Below are 22,424 nucleotides of genomic sequence, written 5' to 3'. Positions count from 1 at the left end.
AACCACCTTATTCGCAGAAAGGTCAGTGTGGACAGGTCCCGTCACCTCGTGTCATGGGGTGTTGTGACGGTGAACGTGGTGCCCAGAAGATCCCCCATCTTGTGGGCACCACGTGTGCGCACCCCACCCCGGTGTGCGCGGGTCATAGCGACTATTCGATGGTGAACCCTTGTTGGCCACCGTAGGTTGCCGATGCGTCACCCCATTGGGTCAATGCGTCCGCTAGTGGGGTGCTGCCGTTGTAGGCGTTCGCGCTGAAGTCGTTAAATACGGAGTTGGCGTAAACCTGGAAGGGAAGGTACTGCCAGCCTTCGGCGACTCCCTCTGCTGATTTGGCGAGTACTTCGTTGACTTTTTGTCCGCCAAAGTACTCGAATTCTCGGTCGAGGAATCCTGGTTCGTTGAGGGTGTCAACTGTTGCGGGGAAGGCGCCACCGTCGACTCGGATGTCGATTCCCTCGCCTGCTGCGGTGAATTCGAGGAACTCGTAGGCCAGCGCTTGGTTGTCACTGCCTTTCATGACGGCCATGGAGCTTCCACCGTTTTCTGAGGTGGTGAATTCTGAGTCTGACCATTGTGGCATGTCAGCGACTGCCCATTTACCTGCTCCTGCCGGGACACCGGTTTCGAGGTTGCCGGGCATCCAGGCGCCGATGACGAGCGATGCGACACTCCCGTCCCCGAGGGCTTGGTACCATTCGTCGCTCCACGAGCTTATGGGGGCGACGAGTTCTTCGTCGATCATGGTTTGCCACAGTTCGGCGAATTTGGCTGTCCCTTCATCGGCGAAGTCCACGGACACTGTGGTGTCGTTGACTTGGTAGGGGCGCCCACCGGCCTGCCAGATCATGGAGGTGGTGAAGCCTGCATCTCCAGTGTCGTTAACAATGTAGATGCCTTGTTCTTTCAGCGTTCGTGCGGCGTCAAGGAATTCGTCCCATGTGGTGGGGACGTCGACGTTGTTCGCGTCGAAGACTTCCTTGTTGTAGAACATGGCCATAGGACCGGAGTCGAGGGGGAGCCCCCACACGTTGTCGCCTTGTGCGACGGCAGACCATGGGCCTGTGGTGAATGTTCCGTCGAGTTCATCTGCCCCCATGGGGCCGATGTCGGCGAGTGCTTGTCCGATGGAGAATTGTGGGACTGCGTAGTATTCGATTTGCGCCAGGTCGGGTCCGCCGGATTCTGCTGCGACAGCGTTTTGGAGGGCAACGTACTGGTCATTTCCGGTTCCGACGTTGACGACGTCGACGGTGACGTCAGGGTGTTCAGCAGTGAAGGCCTCGGCGACGTCGGTGATGGTTTGGTCCCATGCCCATACGGTAAGTTCTCCGGAGAGTTCACCGGATGCGTTCGTGGGGGCTTGTGTGGGGGCGTTGTCGCTGTCACTTCCTCCGCATGCTGTGAGTGTGAGGGCGAGCGTTCCTGCGAGAGCGCCAACGGCGAATCGTGTGTTGCGTGTGGCCACGAGTGGCCTCCTTCCTAACCCAGCACCCGCATCGGGCTCTGGCTTATGCAGGGTGTCCCTGCTGGTTCTCTTCGTTGAGTGTTCAGCACAGTGCGTCTTGCCACGTCTGTGTGACAAGCTGGGCGATGTTTACGTCAACATCTTCAGCGAAGGTAGCATGTTTACGCAAACATCGTCAACGGTTTCGGTGAGAGCATTCGCGAGAAAACCAGGGGATACGTCGTGCCGTTTCACCATGTGTACGTGAACATGGTTATCCTGTCCCTATGGACAGCGTCGCCCAGCCAAACTCACCCCGTGGCAGCCGGAAACGGCTTGGCCCCTCCATTGGCGATGTGGCGCGGCTTGCAGGGGTATCTTCACAGACTGTGTCACGCGTCTCAACTGGGGCAGAACGTGTTCGCCCAGAAACACGAGAACGCGTCCTTTCCGCCATGGAACAGTTGGGCTATTCTCCCAATCACGCAGCCCGAGCTTTACGATACGGCCGCTTTGGCTCAATCGGCGTGATCGCGCATCACCTATCGCGTACAGGTGAGTTTCACACCATTGATGCGCTCGTTGAAGCAGCCCGAAAGAACGGGTTCACCGTCAACCTGATCGATGTGGAGTCCCCGTCATCTGATGACATGAGCGTTGCAGTGCAGCGGCTCACCCACCAATCCATTGACGGTCTTGTCATTATTCGCGCAGAAACAGCAACTCCTGACACCCTGCAACTACCCAGACGGCTCCCTATTGTGGTGTCGGACTCACGGTTCATTGGCCACCACCCTGCGGTCAGCACTGATCAGTGGGCGGGCATCGCACACGCGGTTCGTCACCTCCTTGGCTTGGGGCACACCACCGTCCACCACCTGGCTGGGCCAGTTGATTCTTCCCCGGCAGGGGTCCGTATTCAGGCGTGGCGTGACACGTTAACTGCACATGACCGCATGATTCCCGATGTGGTGCGTGGCGACTGGTCTGCCGCATCCGGTCACGCGGTGGGGACGCGCCTCTTGGCTGATCCGTCAGTGACAGCAGTCTTGTGCGGGAATGATGAAATGGCTGCCGGGTTGATGCGAGCCGCCCACGAACGAGGGCTGCGCGTCCCTGAGGATGTGTCCATTATTGGATTCGATGACATCCCGCTAGCGTCCTACTTGTGGCCGCCTCTCACTACTGTGCGCCAAGATTTTAGTGCGGTAGGCACCACCCTCATGGACGTGCTCTTCCAGCAGATTCGGAGCGGTCAACCACTCACTGATCACCGCACAACAATTCCCACCGAACTGATCGTGCGAGGTTCAACTGCCCCGCCGCGGCCGTAATACCGCCGGAACAAAAACTCTGCTCACATCATTGTTGTGGCAGATAGACTCACCACAACAAATCGACCACACAAGGAGCAGCAAATATGGCCCGGTTAGGCCGCACAACAGGACATCAACAACCACGAAAATCACGCGGCCTACGATTCACTGAAGGTTTACTTCCCATCTTTGGCCCAGCCCAGGTCAGTGACCCCACGAAACCTAGCCGACCTGACACAGATGCTGAACGCCAACGTGAAACTGACTTGCGCACCCAGTTGGTCCGAATCACTGCACCTGATGGGTCAACATACGTTATTGAACGTCCCGTGAACGACCCTGAAAAACAGTGATCTTGAGCGAACCAACCGCCCGCTAGGCGCTCAACCCCTGCTTCAGTGACTGGGTGGGCCGTCCAAGGAGATCGCTCAAGTCTGAGGTGACCTCGGCCATGAGCCCATCGCGGATGTTCTGGTCTGCGGCGGCAAGGAAACCTGCGGTCCCCGAGTCCAGCCCCATACTCTCTAACGCTTTCGCGTAATCATCTGTCGGCATGTCCGTGTAGGTGACTTCCCGTCCAACCAGGTCACCAATGACCTGCGCCAACTCCGAGTACGTGAATGCGGTGTCGCCGGTGAGCCCATAGGTGGCACCTTCGTGTCCAGAGGTTGTCAACACGGTTGCTGCGGCCTGAGCCAAGTCGGCGCGGGTTGCTCCTGCCACGCGTCCGTCCCCTGCCGCCCCGATGATGCCTCCGCTCGTGCGTGCTTGCTCAACCAAACCACTGTAATTCTCGATGTACCACGCGTTACGCAGAATCGTGAACGGCAGTCCTTGTTCTTTGATGATCGTTTCGGTTGCTTCGTGCTCAGGGGAGACCACAAGACCGGGAAAAGCACTTGTGTACACGATACGACCCGCCCCTTGCGCTTTCGCGGCGTTGAGCACTGTGCTGTGGTGGCCGACTCGCTGCCCTATGGCTGAACTAGAGATGAGTAAGACGGCGTCAGCACCGTCGAACACACCGTCAAAAGTAGCTGGATCGTCGTAGTCAGCTGTGGCAACCCGGACACCAGCGGTCGCGTATGACTCAAGGGTGTCTGTGCGCCGTCCAAGCGCAGTGATGTCGCTGGGCACGATTCCGTGGTCAAGCAAGGAGTCAAGAACAAGACGGCCAAGGTGCCCGGTCGCTCCGGTGACAACAACGGACATGGTGAATCCTTTCGCAGGTGAATCTGTTACTGTCCAACATACTCGGCGAGGTGTTGACCAGTCACGGTCGAGGCTTGTGCCACAAGGGTTGCAGGCGTTCCTTGGAAGACAACTTGTCCGCCGTCGTGTCCTGCACCTGGCCCCATATCGATGATCCAGTCAGCGTGTGCCATCACCGCTTGGTGATGTTCGATGACAATCACCGATTTCCCCGAATCAACGAGTCGGTCTAGCAGTGTCAGCAGATGGTGGACGTCTGCGAGGTGAAGCCCGGTGGTGGGTTCGTCGAGGATATACACATCTCCTTGTCCACCCATGTGGGTGGCAAGTTTCAGGCGTTGCCGTTCCCCACCGGACAAGGTGGTCAATGGCTGCCCTAGCGTGATGTACCCTAACCCAACATCGACCAGCCGGCGCAGGATCCGCGCTGCTGCTGGATTGGGCGCATCGTCAGTGAAGAAACGGGACGCTTCCTCAGCGGGTAGAGCGAGCACATCGGCAATGGAACAACCTGCCAGGGTGTACTCCAGGACATCCGAGCGGAAGCGGCGGCCCTCACATTCCACGCAGGTCGTGGCCACAGATGCCATCACACCTAAATCGGTGAAGGTTACCCCTGCTCCTTGGCACACTGGGCACGCTCCTTGCGAATTCGCAGAGAATAACGCGGGCTTTACACCGTTTTCCTTGGCGAACGCTTTGCGAATCGGGTCCAGTAACCCGGTGTAGGTGGCCGGGTTGGAACGCCGTGACCCGCGAATCGGGGATTGATCCACAGCAACAACGCCCTCCCGTGGGACAACCGAACTGTGGATCAGTGACGACTTCCCCGACCCAGCCACCCCAGTCACAGCAACCAGGACCCCCAAAGGGATGTCCACATCGACGTTGTTGACGTTGTGTGCCGATGCGCCCCGCACCTCCAGCACCCCGCTGGGTTCGCGGACTGTGGGTTTCACCTGCACCCGGTCCCCCAGGTGGTGGCCAGTGACAGTGTCACTGGCCTGGAGCCCCGCCACATCCCCCTGGTAGGTGATGGTCCCTCCGCGGCTTCCTGCACCTGGTCCAAGGTCAATGATGTGGTCAGCAATCATGATGACTTCGGGTTTATGCTCAACAACAAGAACGGTGTTGCCTTTGTCGCGTAGCTGAAGAAGCAAGTCATTCATACGGCTTATGTCATGGGGGTGGAGCCCAGTGCTTGGTTCGTCAAACACGTACGTCACATCGGTGAGCGCTGAGCCGAGGTGACGCACCATTTTGGTGCGTTGAGCTTCCCCACCTGACAGCGTCCCTGAAGGCCGGTCAAGCGACAGGTACCCCAAACCAATAGTGACAAAGGAATCCAGGGTGGCTGCCAGTGTAGTCACGAGCGGAGCAACCCCCGCATCATCAATCTGGTTGAGCCATTCCCTCAGGTCAGTGATTTGCAGTGCGCAGACATCAGCAATGTTCTTCCCAGCGATCCGCGATTCACGAGCAGGTTGTGCCAACCGTGTGCCCTCACAGTCAGGGCATTGGGTGAACGTGACAGCGCGTTCAACGAAGGCGCGGATGTGAGGTTGCATGGCGTCGGGGTCTTTGGACAGCATCGATTTTTGGATTTTGGGAATGAGCCCTTCGTACGTCATGTTGGCGCCCCCAACTGGCACCTTCGTGGGTTCTTTGTAGAGGAAATCATGCAGTTCGCGCTTGGTGTACTTCTCAATAGGTTTGTTGGGGTCGAGAAAACCAGATTCGCTGAACAGTCGCACATACCACCCATCAGGTGTATACCCGGGGACAGTGATCGCGCCTTGTGCCAGTGACTTGGAGGCGTCGAACACCTGAGCGAGGTCAATATCGTTGACTTTTCCGATCCCCTCACACCGGGGGCACATGCCACCCACGACGGAGTATGTTTGTTTTTCGCGGACTTTGTTCCCCCGGTGGACGGTGACAGCGCCGGATGCTTCCACGGATGGCACATTGAAGGAGTATGCCTGGGATGAGCCAATGTGAGGTTCAGCGATACGTGAGAACAAGGTACGCAACAGTGCGTGGGCGTCAGTGACTGTGCCCACAGTAGAGCGAGAGTTCGCGACGAGCCGTTCTTGGTCGACGAGGATCGCGGTGGTGAGCCCATCAAGGTGGTCCACGTCTGGTCGGGACAGGTTCGGCATGAACCCCTGGATGAACGCTGAGTAGGTTTCGTTGATGAGGCGCTGTGATTCGGCGGCGATTGTGCCGAACACGAGAGAAGATTTTCCTGACCCGGATACGCCTGTCAGCACGGTCAGGCGGCGTTTGGGGATGTCCACACTGACATCGTTGAGGTTATTTTCCCGGGCCCCGCGCACGCGGATCATGTCGTGACTGTCAGCGGGGTGAGTCGTGCTGGTGGAGGGAGCTGTCATGATCCCCATTGTTGCGTGCCGCACTGACACGTGCCATTGGGTGCATCCGTTGCATTCATGTGGTCGGTGGGCACACAACGGGCGCCCAGGTCCTGGAGAGACCTGAGCGCCCGTTGTGTCCAGGCAAGGTGGGGGACGCGCGTGCGTCCCCCCACGTGCATGAGGTGTTACAGGTAGGTCGAGGTCAACGCTTCGTAGTCCTCAAGGCTTCCGTCCTTCATGCACACCTCGATGATGGCGCGGCCCAGTGGGTCAAGGTCATCGGTGAGGAATTGCGCGAGTTCTGCTTTGAAGAAGTCGGTGAGGATTTTCGCTCCAGCGTCGTACGCTTCGAACCCAACTTGTGATTGGTTTTCAGGTTGGAGGAAGGTGGGACGGATCAGTTGTCCGTCGATCTTGACTTCTTTGAGGGCGTACCCGAACAGTGCACACCGGGCTGGTGTGAGTTGTTCTTGACGGATCTTTCCGCCGCCGCGACGTGCCAGGTATTCACGGGTAAGCCATTCCGCGGTGAACCCCACTTTGTAGGCACCGATGTGCTGGTTGGGGGTCAGCACGTAGCGGGTGCGGTCGGCGTCCATGAGTTGCTTGAGGAGCAGGTTCGCTGCGGCAACTTTGGTACCAGTGGAGAACGGCCAGTAGGAACCGACACCTTCGGAGACGAGGCCACCGTGGGCGAGCTTGTCTGTTTGTTCTGCTGACTCACCAATGGAGGGGTTTTTGTCTCCGCGTGGTGCAATGAGACGCCACAGCCAGGCTAGTGCTGGTGGGACGATGTGCATCATCCCCATGATCCCGTAGGTGGGGTTGTCGCGGGTGCACGCGGGCATACGCGCACCGAAGGTACGGACGTCAATTTCGGTGGGTTCGGACACGACGTCGTGGATCATTCGGCGGGGGATGACCACGCGCGGGTTTGGGCATGGTTTGCCGTTGGAGTCTGGTTCGTGTTCCCACGGAAGGCAGGTGGCACCTGGTAGACCGGAGATATTGAAGAACACCAGTGGTTCGTCGGGGTGGATGACCGCCCGCTCAAAGTTGGGGTCTTCTCCGTAGGTTTTCATGTTGTCCACGCGGACGAACCAGCCGTCTTCTGCGTCAGCAACGGTGAGTTTGCCGTTACCTGTTTGCAGGGAGATGTGGCACAAAGTCATGTCGTCGGTGACGGGTGCGAGCTGTGAGGATTCACCAAGGTTGATGAAGTAGGGCTCATTGCTGACCACGTTGGTGCCCAGGAGGATACGTCCGTCAGGTTGGCGGCGGATGTCTTGGCACATTTCTGATTTTCCACCACCAGATGCACCTTCGTGCATGATGACGGTTTCGTTGTCGTAGGGGGTGGTGACCCGGACGGATGATGCGTGTGCGGTCAGCCAGCCTTCTTGTTCACCGATGTCGAGGAGCGCAGAGAAGACACCTTTCTTTGCTGACGGCCCTGGGTAGAGGTTGTAGGCAAAGATTTCGTGGAGCGTTTCGGTGCGGTCGTGGACGACGATTTGTTTGCCGTCAAAGTGGGTGTGACGGAAGGGTGGTGCCGCATACATGATGGAGCGGGGGCTGAAGGGTTCAACGTCTTCGATGCTGACCCAGCCTTGGAGGTCAACGAGTGCGGTCGCAAAGAATGCGGTGTTCGCAGGCACGATCGCTAGGGACAGCGAACCGTAGGTGAGGCCACCTGCTTTGAAGGGAACAACGATGAGGTCTTGGGTGGCAAGCCAGTCAAGGGTTTCTTGTTTGACGCTGGCGAAGTCGTAGCCGTGGACGTCTTTGAACCGCGGCTTGTCGGTGGGGCGGTCGTCAGCGATCCGCATGCAGTTGGGGTCACGGCGGCGAATGTAGTCTTCGGGGTAGTTTACGGCGATACCGTTTTTGCAACGAACAACTGTTGCCTCAGTGACCACGCCGTTATCGGGGACTTGGTATGTCACGTCGAAGGTGTCGGCGCCGTCTGGTCCGAGAGAGAGTTCGTACAGTTCCGCGCGGGTGCGGGGAACGGTGATGCTGGGAGCTGCTTTGAGTGCCGCCTCGACGGCTGGTGGCAGGTCCACCTTTGACAGCAGAAGTTCCACGAGATCCTCCTCTTGCATGGCACTTGACCGTCCGCGGGATGCGTTCGGCCCCTAGTGGGGAAGCACGCTGCCCGCCCCCTACATCGTGACGATGCGTGTGCAGACGTGTGCCTTTACATCGAGGCTAGTGTTGGTGACCCCTTTACCGGGTGGGACCTTTGTACTGAGTTTTTCACCGCTACCGACCGCTTGGGTTTAAATTATACTCCAAAGAATGTTATGGCTTTGGTAAAATTACACCTGCGCATGGAATGGTTCCGACACGCCGCCGACCCCTGATCCGACGCCACACACCGGGCGCATCGGAAATTGTTTTAACAATATCTTCAAAGACCTCGTTTGCCCTTTACTTGCAACGTCTTCACGCGAAGGGGTGGCGAATAAAAACTATTGGGTTTACGCTTGGGTCATGGACACACACACCGGCACCCCAGAACCTCTCCCCCACTGGTTCACGCACGCCGCGCTAGCGGCCGCATCGAGCATCATCTTGGCGATCGCGATCACCGTTTACCAGCACGGGTTGCCGTCTGCGAGCGCCGCGAACTATATCTGGGTTCCCGTGTTCGCGGCTGCTGTCGTGTTAGCTCAGCACTGGCCTGGGCACATGTTCATTGTGGGTGTGCTTGCGGTCTATTTTTATTTGTCGACTGGCCTTCCATTTGTTGGCGCACTGCTTCCCGCTGGCGCGATGTTCCTTGCTGCCCACAACTGGGTGGGGGCGCAAATGGCGGAGGCTGGATTGTTTCCGGGTGTGAGCGCTCGGGATCGGGTTGATCGGGACTGACGTTGTCAGGGGACTTGTTCCCTCGCTGATGGGGGTTTCTTGTCGTCTCGCGCGCCAACCGTATGGGCTCTGATAGTGGTGCGGTTGCCCCCAGTGTGTGGTGTGGTGTTCGCCTAGGATGGTGGGCATGGGTGCGGATTGTCCTGTTGAGTTTGATACCACGGGCGCCCGGTGCGTGACGATGCTCGTGAAGATTCGTGCCCGCCTTGCCGAGTTACCGGTGGGCGGGCGTCTTGTTGTTGTGTCGGATGATCCCACATCTGTCTATGACCTTCCTGCGTGGTGTCACATGACTCATCATGCATATGTGGGCGTCTCTCATGAGGGCAACATTATGCGCCACACTCTTGAGGTCACACCTGACTCAGTACGCACCGCCACTGGTCGCCCGTGGGCGCGCCCTTCCAGCGAGGATGCCTGAGGCAATGAGCTGAATTCTGGCCCTCCTTTCCCAGTCGAAGTAGAGGTCCACGGTGATGTGCGCTATCGTCTGAGTCGGGTGACCCCCATATTGACGCTCACGAAGCGCACTGGTGCCAACCACAGACGACCACTCTGTGGGCGATTCGCATTCCACATCAGGTCACAACCGCCTCTCTCCCTGGCCACATCACAGGTGCTGCAAGGTGAGGCCTTTTCTTGCATCTACGCACAAGAGGGTGAATAGATGGGTAATTCACCCTCCTACGTATTGCCGCGTTAGTTCAATCACACTTATTCTCCTGTCATGTCAAAAAACAAAGTCGCATTACTTTTGTCCGGTGGACCCGATTCAGTCACCTTGCTGTATGACCTGCTCGCGCAGGGACACGAAGTGGTCGCTCTCACGTACAACTTCGGTGAAGCCGAGGCGCAGAATGAACGTGACGCAGCTACTGCAATCGCAGCTGAACTTGAGGTCGAACACCACTTCTTCGACTTCTCTGGACCGCTGAAGGAGTTCTACCACCTTCCACAACCACAGTTCTTGCGGATGGCAATGATGCGTTCATCCGAGGCCGGTCCAGTGAGTAAAAGTGAGGACGTGCAACCCTTTGGGTCCGCGATTGCGCTACTCCTCACTGCGTCATGGGCAGTCAAAAATGACATTTCTTCGGTGTTCTATGCAGTGCACGCAGACGACTCACATTTCACCGACAACCACCGTGAGTACTTCGACAAACTCAGTGATGTGACCAGAGAATGTGAAGGTCAAGATTTTGCTGTGGAGTTCCACACGCCCTACCTTGACACTCGCAAGTTCGATGTGATCAACAAAGGGATCACCTTGGGTGTTCCCTTTGGCCGCACATGGAGTTGTGCAGCTGGCGGGAGCACACACTGCGGTCAGTGCGCGCCCTGCATCAACCGGAGTGGTGCTTTCGCAGTGATCGGCGAACAGGACCCCGTGGCCTACCTCCACGACCCACAAGAACACCTCGAGAACCGGTTCGCAGGTTCTGCCCAGTTGTGAAAGGCGTGAAGTGAAACAAGAAACCACACAGGTTGCGTCAACAAGCATGAGGCCTGTGTGGTTTCTTGCTGCCTCGCAGGGGTTTCAGGCATTGAGCACGGCGGTGTTTACCGTGTCGGTGGCGCTCGTTGCGGGCAAGACAAGTGACTTTTTAGGTTTGGGCTTGATCCTCGCGGCACGAACGTTACCGACTGTTGTGGTGGCGTTGGTGGGTGGGGTTGCTGCTGACCGGTGGCGCAAGAAAACAGTTGCGGTCGCCACGTTGCTGGGCACAGCGGTTGTGTCGTTGCTGATCGCTGCGGTGATCCCGGTGACGGGGTTGACCGGTTACATTCATGTTTTGGCGTTGGTTGCCGGGCTGATTTCTGCGTTTGGTGCCCCGTCGCTGTATTCGTTGTTGCCGGCCATTGTGGCTAAGGAGAACAACTTCCGTGCGAACGCGTTGGTGCGAACGTGGCGTAATGGGGGCATGTTAGCTGGTCCTGTGGTGGCGGGGCTGTTCGCTGCCCAGTGGGGTGCGGCAAGCGGTGTGGCGGTCAGTGCGGTGTGTGCAGGCGTGGGGGCGTTGTTCATCGCGATGCTTCCGGTGACGGAACAGGCCCGACCGGTGCGCAGTATTCGTGGGGACCTTGCGGAAGCTGTGGGTTTTGCCCGGCACACCAGGTGGTTTACGGTGATGATCGGTTTTTGGGCCGTGTATTTGGCGTTGCAAGGTGGCGCTGGTGGAGTTGTGCAGCCTGTTGTGGTGGCCCAGATCAGTGGGGATCGGGTGTGGTCGTGGATGGCTGCGTGTCTGGCGGCTGGGTACATTGCGGGCAGTGTGGGGGCCACCCGGTGGCAGATGTCCCGCCATTTGGTGACGGGAAGTGTTGTGTGGGTGGGGTTGAGTTGTGTACCGCTTGTTGCGGTGGCGCTGACCGATGTGGTGCCGGTGTGGTTAGTGGCCTCGTTTATTGCCGGGGTTGGGTTGGAAGTGTCCGGGGTGGCGTGGGGGTCGGCGCTGCAAACCCGGGTGGATAGCGACAATATTGGGAAGGTGTCATCGCTGGACTATGCGGTGAGTTTCGGGTTTGTGCCCGTAGGTTACGCGGTGTTTGGCGTAGTGGGTTCGGTTGCTGATGGCCGTGTTGTGTTGGCGGTCAGTGGTGTTGTCATGGCGGTGTTCGCCGTAACTGCGGGGCTGGTGTCGTGGGCGCAACGGTTTGATCCTCTTCCCGATGCGCCCACGTCTGACACCGCTGCTCCTGTGGGGTAGTGGGCGGTTAGAGCAAGTGGGACACGGTTGTTCCCACAATGATGATGACCGCGCACCCCAGGAGTGTGGTGATCGCGAATGCCACGTCGGTGCGGGTGAGGGCGACAGGTTTCCACACGGTGCGTTTCCCGGTTGTCAGTCCGCGTACCTCCAGGGCGAGGGCGACTCGTTCTGAGGACCTGATTGAGGTGACCAGCAGTGCGAATGCGCACCGACCGAAGTCTGTGATGGTGAATCGCGGTTTCCCGGCCCGGTTGCGCGGTGCCCGCACAGCGTGAGCAGCACGGATCGTGGACCAGTGGTGGGGCATGGAGTCAAGGATTCGGTGCCCTGCCATCAGTGCCGCTGCGAAGCGTGGTGACAGTCGTGCGTGTTGTTGCAGTGACACCATCAGGTCTCGTGGTGGGGTGGAGGCAAGGAATGCCACGGTCAGCGCACCAATGATGAGGGTACGCAACGCCAGTGCCACCCCCATGTGTACCCCTTCACGGGTTGCGGTGAGTGTTCCACAGGTGAGGATGACCTCCCCTGGTCGGGTCACGGCGTTGACGATGAACACTCCCACACCGAACCCAACAAACGGCAGCAGCACGATGGCGAGTGTGCGCATCGGCACGCCACCTCCCCAGGTGACGACCCCCAGTGTCACAGCGAGGACCACGCTCACTGTGACCGGGTCGGTCAGGAACATGACAACAAGGGAGAGCAGGGTCACCACAACGACTTTCACCGTCGGGTTCCGTTCCTGTAACCACACAGACGATGCGCCTTGAAGAGCAGTCACACCGCCACCTCCACGCTGTCGTGTGCCCGGGTGCGCGCCAGCGCATCGACCGTTCCCAGCAGGTGCCGGAACTCCTCAGCGCACCCAGCCGCACTGGCAGCCCACCCCACCAACGGTGGAACAGCAAGGCCAGCCACGGCAACAAGCGCCGCATCGGAGAAGAACTCCCACGGGGTCAGGTCACTGAGAACACGTCCTTTGGTTACAGCCACAACCCGGTCAGCGAACACTGCTACCGCCCTCATGTCATGGCACGACCACACCACCCCGTGCCCGGACGCCGCATGGTCACGCAACGACCCCAACACCGTGCTCACACCGCGCCGATCCAACCCAAACGTGGGTTCATCCGCACACAAAAACGGGTGATCGTGGGCCAGCATCGCCGCGAGTGACAACCGCCGTTTTTGCCCGCCTGACAACGAAAACGGGGACCGGTCAGCCACATCGGTTAACTCGAACTGCGCCAACAACTCCTCGACCCGCGCCTCGCAGCCCACGGGCTGCTGGTACCCCACTTCTGCCCGCACTGAATGTGCCATGAACTGGTGTTCCGGGTTCTGGCACACCAACCCGCCGCGTGGCCCACGCACCACCCCCGACACCGGGGTCTCCACTCCCGCGAGCGTGCGCAACAGTGTGGTTTTCCCGGTGCCATTGGTGCCAACAATGGCAGTGAGTTCCCCCGTGGAGAAAGCAAGGTTGATGTCAGCAAGCACAGGTGTGCGTGGTGTTGACCGGTGTCGCGGTGGCGGTGCCACACTAAGGTTCTCAGCCAGGAGAGCGGTGCGAGGCTGGTCAGGGGCGACACCCACCACAGGGGTGACGGTCACCTCCGCGGCAGCACGAATGCCACGTTGAACAGCCGGGTTACTGATCCCACCGTGATAGCCAAAGAGCGCCAACAATTCCACATCAGTGGGCAGCCAACACCCCTGGGCAAGGAGCATCGCAGCGGTTGGTGCGCCAATGTCCCCCGCCTTCCCATCCCATTGGATAGCACCGTGCTCATCAAGCACAATCCACCGGTCTGGCAACGCCCCACTCCCGGACGTTGTAGCAATGTCATCGACCCGGTGCTCCACCATGATGACCGCCGCACCCGTGTGCTCCTGGACATGGTCGATCGCCCTGGTGACATCAGCGATACCGTGATGGTCAAGCATCGACGTTGGTTCATCCAACACAATCACCTGCGGCGTTGACACAAGTGCCACAGCCAACGCCACCCGCTGCAACTCCCCGCCAGACAGTTGACTGGTCGCACGACCAAGGAGGTGACCCACCCCAGCAAGAGCGGCGGCGGCGCGCACCCGCTCACCAATCTGCTGGGGTGGGACGGCTGCGTTTTCCAGCGGGAACGCGATGTCGTCTTCTACACGCGTGAAACACACGCTTGCCCACGGGTCCTGCCCCACAACAGCTGCAATGCCCGCAATATCGCTCGGCTCCTGATCGGCCATGTCACGACCCGCCACACACACGTGCCCGTGGGCTGTTGCGTGAATAGCGTGCGGAATCGCCCCGATCACACGGTGCACAACAGTGGACTTTCCCCCACCAGATGGCCCCATGATGAGGACCCTCTCCCCCGGTTCAACCGTGAACGACACCGGGCCGGTGGTTCCCCCACCAGGGAACGTCACCCTCACATCTTGTAGGTGAACAACCCCCGTCGTGTGGTGCTGGGAGCCAACACGCGCATCGTCAAGCGAGGTCATACCGCTGCCTCACGCACAATGGCGTAATTGTTCAGCACCCCGGTGCGCACAAGAGCATCAACAATCACCTTGGCCAACAACCCACCAAGGATGACCCCAGACCCGCACTGAATAGCGAAGCGCAACCAGAAAATATCCTGCCCAAACCACCCAGAGCGAAACGCCGAATAGAAGAACACAATCGCCGCACCCAACAACCCAGACACCGCATACACACCCCACGTAAACCGGCGGTAGCGGGTTATCGCGAACGCAGCTTCACTGCCAAACCCTTGCAAGAACGCCGCAATCAACAAGGTCGGGCCAATAGGTGACCCCAAGAAAAAGACTTCAATCGCTGCAGCCACCATCTCCGCGATGATCCCCACCCCAGGGCGACGGATAATAGCCAACGCAATAGGGGCAACAATCAACCACCCACCGAACAACAGGTGTTGGGACAAGTCACCGGCAGGTCCCATCGCGATGGTTAACACATTCCACGCCTGAACCAGAACCCAGTACAGGAACCCAAAAACCACGGCGAGGGTCACCATGAGAACGATGTCACGCATCTGAAAAATGGGGCGTGCCCGGCGAGCAGATGCAGCCGGTGACGCAGGGGCAGGCACGGATGCAGCCGCTACAGAGTCAGCTGATGTCGGTGCGGTCGCAGGATCGGAGGAGTTATTTTGGTTCGCCGTGTGTGCGCTCATGAGTGGTCTCCCAAGGAAGTGGCCGATGCGTGGCTGGGGCTGTTGAGGGACAACGTCAGGTGACTGGTCACGTGTTGGACACTTGCACCCACCGCCACCCACGCCGCTGTGACGTGCCCAAGTATCAGCCCGAGGTCACCTTCAAGACGCGTGACGTAGTGTTCCGACCCCCGGTACAGTCCAGCGGCACGGGTCGATTCAATGGCCGCATAAATCGCAGTCATGTGCTCAGGCTCCACCGCGCGCCCAGCATCATCTGTGGCCGTGCTCGTCGTTGTACCAAGCGGGTACAACGCCCACTCGGCAGCCGCCCACAACCCGGTGACTTCCCCTTGAGGCGCGGTCACAACACGCGGACCAGCCCCACCAGGCAGCGCACACGCCACCTCACCAGGGCACCCGCGCGACAAGTGGATGCTGACCGATGCGTGATGCCCAGTGGCAGCAATCTCCCGTGTGACTGCAGTCAGATACGCCAGGACATCATGTTCATGCCCTCCCACCCACGTGGATACATCCCCAGTAGCCAGGGACAGTCCACCAGGGTCAACCGCATCGAGGGCGTTGAGGATCACCTCAACGTAGTTGTCCGTCATCACGGAAATCGTGACACGGGCCCCCACCCCAAACCGGAGTGGGTCCTGTGTGAACACGTCAGTTTCTGAGTGCGTGATCGTCATTATCTTCCTTTCCCTGTCATCGCACGGAAAGGAGTTCCCCACCCACCACGGCAACCGACCCGCAAATGCGGGTGCGGCGGGCAGCTTGGGTGTGCGCTCACACGCACATCTCAATTCGCTTCCTTCGCTGGAATGACCCAGATCAGGTTCTACGGTCGAAGTTTGATTACTCCCTCTCAGCCCAGCTCACTGGACTCCCGTGCTGGTCACGACAGTAGTGCGCCCACCCCACGTGTGGCAAGATCCGCCTGACCGGTGAGATGGACTACACCTGGGATTACGGGGTCAATCAGGCAACGGCGGTCACCGTTGACCTGACCACCCCACAGGTGACCCGCCCCACTGATTATGGCGCCACCTGCCAGTTCACTGGTTCTGCCCCCATCTCCTGTAACAGTGCATTCACCTGAGAAAATGGCCGCGACCCGAAGAACCCACGGTGAGCGGACAACGGTGAAGGGTGCGGTGACACGACGGTGGGGGTGGAGCCAAGCAGGGGTTTCAGGTTCGCAGCATCTCGACCCCAGAGCACGGCGACGAGGGGACGGTTGCGGGCGACCAACGTTGTGATGGCATGTTCTGTGACTGCCTCCCACCCCCACCCGCGGTGGGAGGCGGGTTTCCCTGGTTGCACGGTCAAGACGCGGTTGAGCAGCATGACTCCCTGATCCGCCCAGGAGGATAGATCGCCGTGCTCTGCGGGCGGGAACCCCAGGTCGTCGTGCAATTCTCGGTACATGTTCGCCAAACTGCGTGGAATGGGCCGCACCCGTTTGTCAACGGCGAACGACAACCCAATGGGGTGCCCCGGCGTGGGGTAGGGGTCTTGCCCCACAATGAGGACCCGCACATCGTTGAGTGGGCGTTGAAACGCCCGTAACACATGGTCCCCGGCCGGTAGATACCCACGCCCGGCGCTGACTTCACTACGCAACCGTTCACCCAGTGCAGCGATCGTGGGGGCGACCGGTTCCAACGCTTGTGCCCAGTCTGCGGCAATGAGGTGATCTTCGGCCAGTTCAGTGAGGGTCTTTGCCATGGTCATACCTTAACGCTGACCGATACGGCCACCGGAAATCCGTCAAGTAACGTCAGGCAACACCAAGTGTTTTTCGTGCTTTGGTCATTTTTTGGCTGTGAGTGCTACATCACTGAGAAAGTCACTGGACATGGGGGGACAGGACGGGCGTACGATCGAACCGATACGATTCAGTAAGTGGTGGGGGTGCCCCACCCACAAGGATGCGCACCCACACATGCTGACCACACCCGAGCGCGGGCGTCACGGTGACAAGGGAGGTCACCAACGACCCAGGGGGCCGGGTCCACGATCGTCCTGCACCACCACACCGCCTTGCTTGTCCTATCCGGAGCTCGACATGCCACACAAAACCCTGACCGTTGGAACCCCCTGGCGCGTCATCCTTTTCTTCACTGTTCCCCTACTCATCGGGAACTTTGTGCAACAGCTGTACCACGTCATCGACGCCATGGTTGTGGGCAACGCACTCGGCGTGAACTCCCTCGCCGCTGTCGGAGCTACCGGCTCACTACTCTTCCTCCTCCTTGGGTTCGCCTGGGGAATGACCACCGGGTTCGCAATCCCCACCGCCCAAGCCTTCGGAGCCGGCGATGCCACCGGCGTTCGCCGCTCCGTGGCCGCCGGGGTTCTCCTCTCCGCCGCGGTGTCCCTCCTGCTCACCATCGTGGCACCCCTCATCGCACGCCCCATGCTCATCGCGCTGCAAACCCCCGCCGAACTCCTCGACGAAGCCACCACCTTCGCCGTCATCTCCTTCCTCGGCGCCGGTGCCACCATGTTCTTCAACCTGCTCTCCGCGATCATCCGCGCCATCGGCGACTCCCGAACACCCCTGGTGTTCCTCATCATCGCGTGCGGCATCAACATCGTCCTCGTCCTCGCGTTCGTTGCCTGGCTCGGCTACGGCGTCGGCGGCGCAGCACTGGCGACCGTCATCTCCCAAATCATCTCCGTCCTGCTGTGTCTCATCTACCTGCGCCGTTCACTGCCCGCACTCCACGTCCACCGCGACGACTGGCGGGTCACCCGCACCGAACTCGCCCACCACATGCGCCTGGGCCTGCCCATGGGTTTCCAGTCCTCCATCATCGCGATCGGCACCCTCGCCATCCAAGTGCGCCTCAACACCCTCGGCTCCGACGCGGTCGCCGCCTACACGACAGCCACCCGCGTCGACGGACTCGCCGTTGCCCTGTTCGTCTCCCTCGGCATCGGAGTGTCCACCTACACCGCACAAAACTACGGCGCCGGGCACCACGAACGCATCCGTCAAGGAGTACGACAAGCGCTCTGGCTCTCCATCGCCGGATCCGCCATCCTCGCCACCGTCCTCATCGCCGCAGGTGTCCCCATCATCCGACTTTTCGTCGGTGAAGGTGCCACCACAGTGGTCGACATGGCCCACTGGTTCCTCATCACCAACGGATCCCTCTACGCCATGCTCGGCATCCTCCTCGTCCTGCGCGGAGCGCTCCAAGGACTCGGCTACACCTTCATCCCCACCATGACCGGAGTCGTTGAACTCGTCATGCGAGTCTCCGCAGCACTGGTCCTTGGGGCACTCTTCGGATTCACCGGTCTCGTCTGGGGTAACCCCATGGCCTGGTTCGGAGCCATGGTCCTACTCATCCCCGCCTGGAAAGCTGCCAAAAAACGGCTCGCAGCAGACACGACCACCCAGCCCGCGCATCGGCAGTCCACCAGTGACAACACCTGTGAAGACCTCAGCCACGACCCGGCGATGAGCACCGAAGGTGGACTCGCCCCCGTCGTACTCGGCATGTCCCAATCAGAACGAAACACCGCCGTCACCATCATCGCGCCCGACACCACCGAACCACACCCACACAATGACACCCAGCGTCAGGCAGCACACACCAACGACCACGCCACCCGGCACTGCTAACCACCCTCACCCCACAGTGACGTCCACCAACGCTGGTTCTGGAGTACCCACCACCCACGGTTTGAAATCATCCTCGACCGGGTTCCACAGCGACGCCATCGGACCAGACGCCCACCCACCAGGGAAGAAATAGCTCTCCCCCACATTCGCCACAACCGAACCACCCTGCATCATGGACCGGCCATCCGCACTCGCCACAAAATCATGCGGCAAAATCAGCCCATTCTTGACACCCAACTCATCAAGCACATAGAAATACACAACATCGCCATCCTGGAACGACCCCAACACACCCTCAATACCCGACCCAGCCAACCCATCAGGGTCCTCAGCCTGAGTCACCGTCGCCACCGTCCCACCAGCCGACGACCCCGCCGACTGGGCGCCCGGCGTACACCCCACGACGCCACACAACAACGCAACAACACCAACAACAAACACACGCCGCACAGGCAAAACCTGGCGTACATCACGGCGGGAACCCACAAACATCGGTCATCTCCTCATCCACGGCACACCCTGACGGTGTGCCGACAGTGGCATGGTGGTTACACACGAAGCGTCCACACGTGGCGGCGGTTGACGCACCCCCACAACTACCCCCCAGTAATGACCCACACCCCACCGGCACATAACACCCACATGGACACAACGTAAACACTCACGACCCCGCAACGAGACGCGAACTCTTCCTGACGGGCCCGTCTTGCCCAATGCTGCGCCGCAGCATGTAACCTCCCTGTGCCCAATTACGGGACGCGCAACTCAGCGACGGGGTCACGGCGGGCCGCATACGCTGCGGGTAACACCGCAAACACTGCGGCGGCGCTGAGCGTCAACGTGAGGACGGCGAGCACAAAACTGGGGGCGGGCATCGGCGCGCTTTCCACAGCGAGGACAACGAGCCCAGCAATTGTGCCGATCACCGCTCCCACCGCGACCAGCACAACTACTTGCGTGATGACGTACCGGATGAGCCAGGTGCGGGTGGCACCGAGAGAGCGCCTGCGACCAAATTCGCGGCGGCGCAGCAACACCACACCCAGCACGATCGCACCAATCACTGCCCCCGTTCCAAGCAGAAGCATCACGAGGAGACCGTGCCCGTAGGTGCCGACTTGCCCGGAGATTCCGGCGCGCAGCTCGGCGTAGGAGGCGCCGGTGTCGAGGCTGATTTTAGTAGGGTCGGGTACGTCAATGAGGGTGGTGAGCGTTGCGGTGACGGCGGCGAGTTCGTGGCTGTTTTTCACCAGCACAATGATCATTGCGGCGGGTTGTGTGGCGAGGTCGTCGGTGTGAATTGGCGTCAACGCGAGCGGTTCCAGGGCGGCGAGGTGCGCGGGCAGTGCGATCGTTTCACCAACCCCGTAGGTGATGCCATCTGTCCCCGTGAGCGTCCCCATGCCGGGGCTCACCCCGAGGGTGTGTTGCGCTGCTTTAGTAGCAAGAAGCGCACTGCTGACTGTGCCTGTTTGGCAGGTCACGTAGCTTGCGCACAGTTGCGCGGGGATGGGGCGCGAGGCGATCACTGGTGATGTGGGGCCACGGTCGGTGTTGTGGATGTCTGTGGCAGGGCCAAGCACCATCACGCTCTCGATTTCGTGGATTGTTTGGAGGGCTGGGAGCACCCCCATGGTGAGCCCGGCATCGGGTTGGGCACGCACCACGATCATGCGTGATGTGGACTCGTCGATCTGGTTGAGGAGGTCCGCTTCGACCCCGGCGGTGCGGCCGGTGGTGAGTTGGATGAGGGCGCAGGATATTGCTGCGATGAGGATCAGGAGCGCTGACGTCACTGGTTGGGCGCGTACACCTGCGAGCGCTTCTCGTGTGTGGCGTTGGGTGGCTGTCATAGGTCGATGTGGGTGTCGCATTGGGCGACGACGTCTGGTGAGTGGGTGGAGATGATGACGATGCGCCCGGTGGCGGCGTGTTCTTTGAGTCCGTTGATGACGGCGGTTGTGGATTGGGCGTCGAGGTTGCCGGTGGGTTCGTCGGCGAGGACGACGAGTGGGTCGCCGATGAGGGCGCGGCATAGTGCGACGCGTTGGGCTTGACCGCCGGAGATTTGCCCGGGGCGGCGGTGTGGGGGTAGCGCTACGCCGTAGCGTTCCATGAGGTGGAGTGCATGGTTGTGGCGGGTGGCGGGGTTTTCATTGCGATAGTGGCAGGATTCGAGGATGTTGTCTGCGAGGGTGCGGGTGGGGTCGAGTTCGGCGTTTTGGAAGACGAATCCGAAGTGGTGTGCGCGGTGCCAGGATCGGGTGTGGTCTGGCCGGTTGGAGAGGGTTTGACCGTTGAGGGTGACGTGCCCGGTGGTGGGGGTGAGGAGCAGCCCGAGGATGTATAGGGCGGTGGATTTTCCGCGCCCTGATGGTCCGGTGATGGCGGTGGTTTGGCCTGCGGTGAAGGTGTGGCTCCAGGTGGTGAGAATGGGGTTTCCACCGGGGTAGGCGAAGGTGATGTTGTGGGCTTCGAGTGTGGTCATGGGGTGTCGTCGCTAGTGCCGTCGTCAGCGGGGGCATCGTCACCTGTTGTTGTGGCGTTTGTGTTGGTGTTTGCACCGATCACGGCGGTGTCACTGCCGGTTGGGACGAGGATGTCGGTGCCCGCCTCTAGCCCGTCGACTATTGCTTCTCCGCGTACTGCGGCGAGGAGTTCCACGGTGATGGTGTCATTGGTTGTGGTGGTGACGTGCAGGGTGTTGTCGGTGCCGGAGGTCAGCGCCGCGAGGGGGACGATGGTTCCGCTGACTGGTGGGGTGATGACCAGGGCGGTGGGCAGGTAGGTGGGTGTGTCAACGGCAAGGTCATTGCAGTTTTTCCCGCAAATACTGTCGCTGTTTTGTGGCCCGAGGGTTGCGGTGTGCCCGCCGTCGGTGTTGGGTTCGATTGTGGTGATTTCTGCTATCCAGGGGTCACCGGTGGGTGGGGTGATGGTGACGGTGTTCCCGGTTGTGATGCGTTGCGCTTGGGCTGTGGTGAGGTCGATGTGGAAGGCGGGTTCTGCTGCCACGGTCAGGATCAGTGGGTCTTGCCCGGTAAGGACTGCGCCGATGCTTGGGGCGTCGGGCGCGTAGGCAACCCGGGTGGGCAGGGTGGGGACGTAGAGGACGTCACCTGCGGTGACGGTTTCTGAGCGGGGGACGCCAAGGTCTTTGTGCCATTGGTGGATCGCGGCAGTGAACTGGGAGTCAATGGTTTGTTGTGTGGGTTCGACGCTGTAGCCGAGGGTGTTGAGCAGGGCGGCGAGTTGTTTGACGTCTGGGCCGCTGTCCCCGGGGTGTAAGTCCCGGTAGGCGGGTGTGTTGCCTGCTGCTATGACGACGGGCCGGTTGTCGACGCGGTAGAGCACATCGCCAGCTTTTACCTTGTCACCGTTGGCGACTGTTAGGGCCGTGAGTGTCCCAGCAGCCTTGTTGAGGGCACCTTGGGTGGGGGTCCATTGTGCGGTGGTGTTCAGGGTGAGGCTTTCGCCGCGTTCCCCTGTTTGCGCGGTGACGGTGACGTGGGTGGTGTTTTGCAGGGTGTCTTCTGGGGAGGTGAAGGCGTGGTTGAGTGCCCATCCGAGCGCCACACCCGCCAGAAGAATCGCACCAGCGAGGGTTGCTGTGCGTCGGGTGATCCACGTGGTGCGCCCGGTGGCGGTGTGGCGGCTCATG

The 22,424-nt window shown here is 60.1% G+C and carries 20 protein-coding genes; 7 read left to right on the top strand and 13 right to left on the bottom strand.

Going from position 1 to position 22,424, the window contains the following annotated elements; translation table 11 throughout:
- Positions 1 to 151 precede the first annotated feature (151 nt).
- Entirely contained in the window at positions 152 to 1,468 is a 1,317-nt protein-coding gene (locus JDEN_RS00510; protein WP_012805882.1) for an ABC transporter substrate-binding protein, read from the bottom strand.
- 266 nt (positions 1,469 to 1,734) lie between these two features.
- Between JDEN_RS00510 and JDEN_RS00505 the strand changes: the two genes are divergently transcribed.
- Together JDEN_RS00505 and JDEN_RS00500 are read left to right on the top strand one after the other, a co-directional pair.
- The gene (locus JDEN_RS00505) at positions 1,735 to 2,781 is read left to right on the top strand and encodes a LacI family DNA-binding transcriptional regulator (RefSeq protein WP_012805881.1); all 1,047 of its coding nucleotides are present in this window, start codon (positions 1,735 to 1,737) and stop codon (positions 2,779 to 2,781) included.
- 86 nt (positions 2,782 to 2,867) lie between these two features.
- Positions 2,868 to 3,116: a hypothetical protein gene (locus JDEN_RS00500; RefSeq protein ID WP_012805880.1), complete on the top strand. Its 249-nt coding sequence runs from the start codon at positions 2,868 to 2,870 to the stop codon at positions 3,114 to 3,116.
- 22 nt (positions 3,117 to 3,138) lie between these two features.
- On the opposite strand, the gene JDEN_RS00495 is transcribed toward JDEN_RS00500, so the two are convergent.
- From JDEN_RS00495 to JDEN_RS00485, 3 genes are all read right to left on the bottom strand, one after another.
- Positions 3,139 to 3,975: an SDR family oxidoreductase gene (locus tag JDEN_RS00495; protein WP_012805879.1), complete on the bottom strand. Its 837-nt coding sequence runs from the start codon at positions 3,973 to 3,975 to the stop codon at positions 3,139 to 3,141.
- A gap of 26 nt (positions 3,976 to 4,001) precedes the next feature.
- Positions 4,002 to 6,380, bottom strand: a complete 2,379-nt coding sequence (locus JDEN_RS00490) for an ATP-binding cassette domain-containing protein (RefSeq protein WP_012805878.1) — start codon at positions 6,378 to 6,380, stop codon at positions 4,002 to 4,004.
- A gap of 158 nt (positions 6,381 to 6,538) precedes the next feature.
- Positions 6,539 to 8,458, bottom strand: coding sequence for a DUF4914 family protein (locus JDEN_RS00485; protein ID WP_105597240.1), 1,920 nt, complete (start codon positions 8,456 to 8,458; stop codon positions 6,539 to 6,541).
- 391 nt (positions 8,459 to 8,849) lie between these two features.
- On the opposite strand from JDEN_RS00485, the gene JDEN_RS00480 reads away from it, so the two are divergent.
- From JDEN_RS00480 to JDEN_RS00465, 4 genes are all read left to right on the top strand, one after another.
- Positions 8,850 to 9,227, top strand: a complete 378-nt coding sequence (locus JDEN_RS00480) for a hypothetical protein (RefSeq protein WP_012805876.1) — start codon at positions 8,850 to 8,852, stop codon at positions 9,225 to 9,227.
- 127 nt (positions 9,228 to 9,354) lie between these two features.
- Entirely contained in the window at positions 9,355 to 9,648 is a 294-nt protein-coding gene (locus JDEN_RS00475; RefSeq protein ID WP_012805875.1) for a sulfurtransferase TusA family protein, read from the top strand.
- Between the two features lie 306 nt (positions 9,649 to 9,954).
- Entirely contained in the window at positions 9,955 to 10,680 is a 726-nt protein-coding gene (locus JDEN_RS00470; protein WP_012805874.1) for a 7-cyano-7-deazaguanine synthase, read from the top strand.
- 46 nt (positions 10,681 to 10,726) lie between these two features.
- On the top strand, positions 10,727 to 11,935 hold the full coding sequence (locus JDEN_RS00465) for an MFS transporter (protein WP_143713203.1): 1,209 nt from the start codon (positions 10,727 to 10,729) through the stop codon (positions 11,933 to 11,935).
- Positions 11,936 to 11,942: 7 nt separating this feature from the next.
- On the opposite strand, the gene JDEN_RS00460 is transcribed toward JDEN_RS00465, so the two are convergent.
- From JDEN_RS00460 to JDEN_RS00440, 5 genes are all read right to left on the bottom strand, one after another.
- Positions 11,943 to 12,719 (bottom strand): energy-coupling factor transporter transmembrane component T family protein, encoded by a 777-nt coding sequence (locus tag JDEN_RS00460; protein ID WP_012805872.1) that lies wholly within the window; start codon positions 12,717 to 12,719, stop codon positions 11,943 to 11,945.
- Complete coding sequence (locus JDEN_RS00455; protein ID WP_012805871.1) at positions 12,716 to 14,440, bottom strand: ABC transporter ATP-binding protein; 1,725 nt, start codon at positions 14,438 to 14,440, stop codon at positions 12,716 to 12,718. Before JDEN_RS00455 ends, JDEN_RS00460 begins: the two co-directional genes overlap by 4 nt.
- Complete coding sequence (locus tag JDEN_RS00450; RefSeq protein WP_083775074.1) at positions 14,437 to 15,135, bottom strand: ECF transporter S component; 699 nt, start codon at positions 15,133 to 15,135, stop codon at positions 14,437 to 14,439. The genes JDEN_RS00455 and JDEN_RS00450 overlap by 4 nt, the downstream gene beginning before the upstream one ends.
- Positions 15,132 to 15,815 (bottom strand): YkoF family thiamine/hydroxymethylpyrimidine-binding protein, encoded by a 684-nt coding sequence (locus JDEN_RS00445; protein ID WP_012805869.1) that lies wholly within the window; start codon positions 15,813 to 15,815, stop codon positions 15,132 to 15,134. The genes JDEN_RS00450 and JDEN_RS00445 overlap by 4 nt, the downstream gene beginning before the upstream one ends.
- A gap of 346 nt (positions 15,816 to 16,161) precedes the next feature.
- Complete coding sequence (locus JDEN_RS00440; RefSeq protein ID WP_012805868.1) at positions 16,162 to 16,854, bottom strand: uracil-DNA glycosylase; 693 nt, start codon at positions 16,852 to 16,854, stop codon at positions 16,162 to 16,164.
- 340 nt (positions 16,855 to 17,194) lie between these two features.
- Here JDEN_RS00440 and JDEN_RS00435 point away from each other — a divergent pair, with 340 nt between their 5' ends.
- Positions 17,195 to 18,763: an MATE family efflux transporter gene (locus JDEN_RS00435; protein ID WP_012805867.1), complete on the top strand. Its 1,569-nt coding sequence runs from the start codon at positions 17,195 to 17,197 to the stop codon at positions 18,761 to 18,763.
- 6 nt (positions 18,764 to 18,769) lie between these two features.
- On the opposite strand, the gene JDEN_RS00430 is transcribed toward JDEN_RS00435, so the two are convergent.
- From JDEN_RS00430 to JDEN_RS00415, 4 genes are all read right to left on the bottom strand, one after another.
- Complete coding sequence (locus JDEN_RS00430; protein ID WP_012805866.1) at positions 18,770 to 19,255, bottom strand: hypothetical protein; 486 nt, start codon at positions 19,253 to 19,255, stop codon at positions 18,770 to 18,772.
- 257 nt (positions 19,256 to 19,512) lie between these two features.
- A complete protein-coding gene (locus JDEN_RS00425; RefSeq protein WP_012805865.1) occupies positions 19,513 to 20,616 on the bottom strand; it encodes an FtsX-like permease family protein in 1,104 nt (367 codons plus the stop codon).
- Complete coding sequence (locus JDEN_RS00420) at positions 20,613 to 21,251, bottom strand: ABC transporter ATP-binding protein (protein ID WP_012805864.1); 639 nt, start codon at positions 21,249 to 21,251, stop codon at positions 20,613 to 20,615. Before JDEN_RS00420 ends, JDEN_RS00425 begins: the two co-directional genes overlap by 4 nt.
- On the bottom strand, positions 21,248 to 22,423 hold the full coding sequence (locus JDEN_RS00415; protein WP_012805863.1) for a biotin/lipoyl-binding protein: 1,176 nt from the start codon (positions 22,421 to 22,423) through the stop codon (positions 21,248 to 21,250). The genes JDEN_RS00420 and JDEN_RS00415 overlap by 4 nt, the downstream gene beginning before the upstream one ends.
- Position 22,424: the final 1 nt, after the last annotated feature.

This window comes from Jonesia denitrificans DSM 20603 (genome assembly GCF_000024065.1).
GTDB lineage: Bacteria > Actinomycetota > Actinomycetes > Actinomycetales > Cellulomonadaceae > Jonesia > Jonesia denitrificans.
Note: the sequence above shows the minus strand (reverse complement) of the source record. Positions and strands in the feature narration are given on the sequence as shown.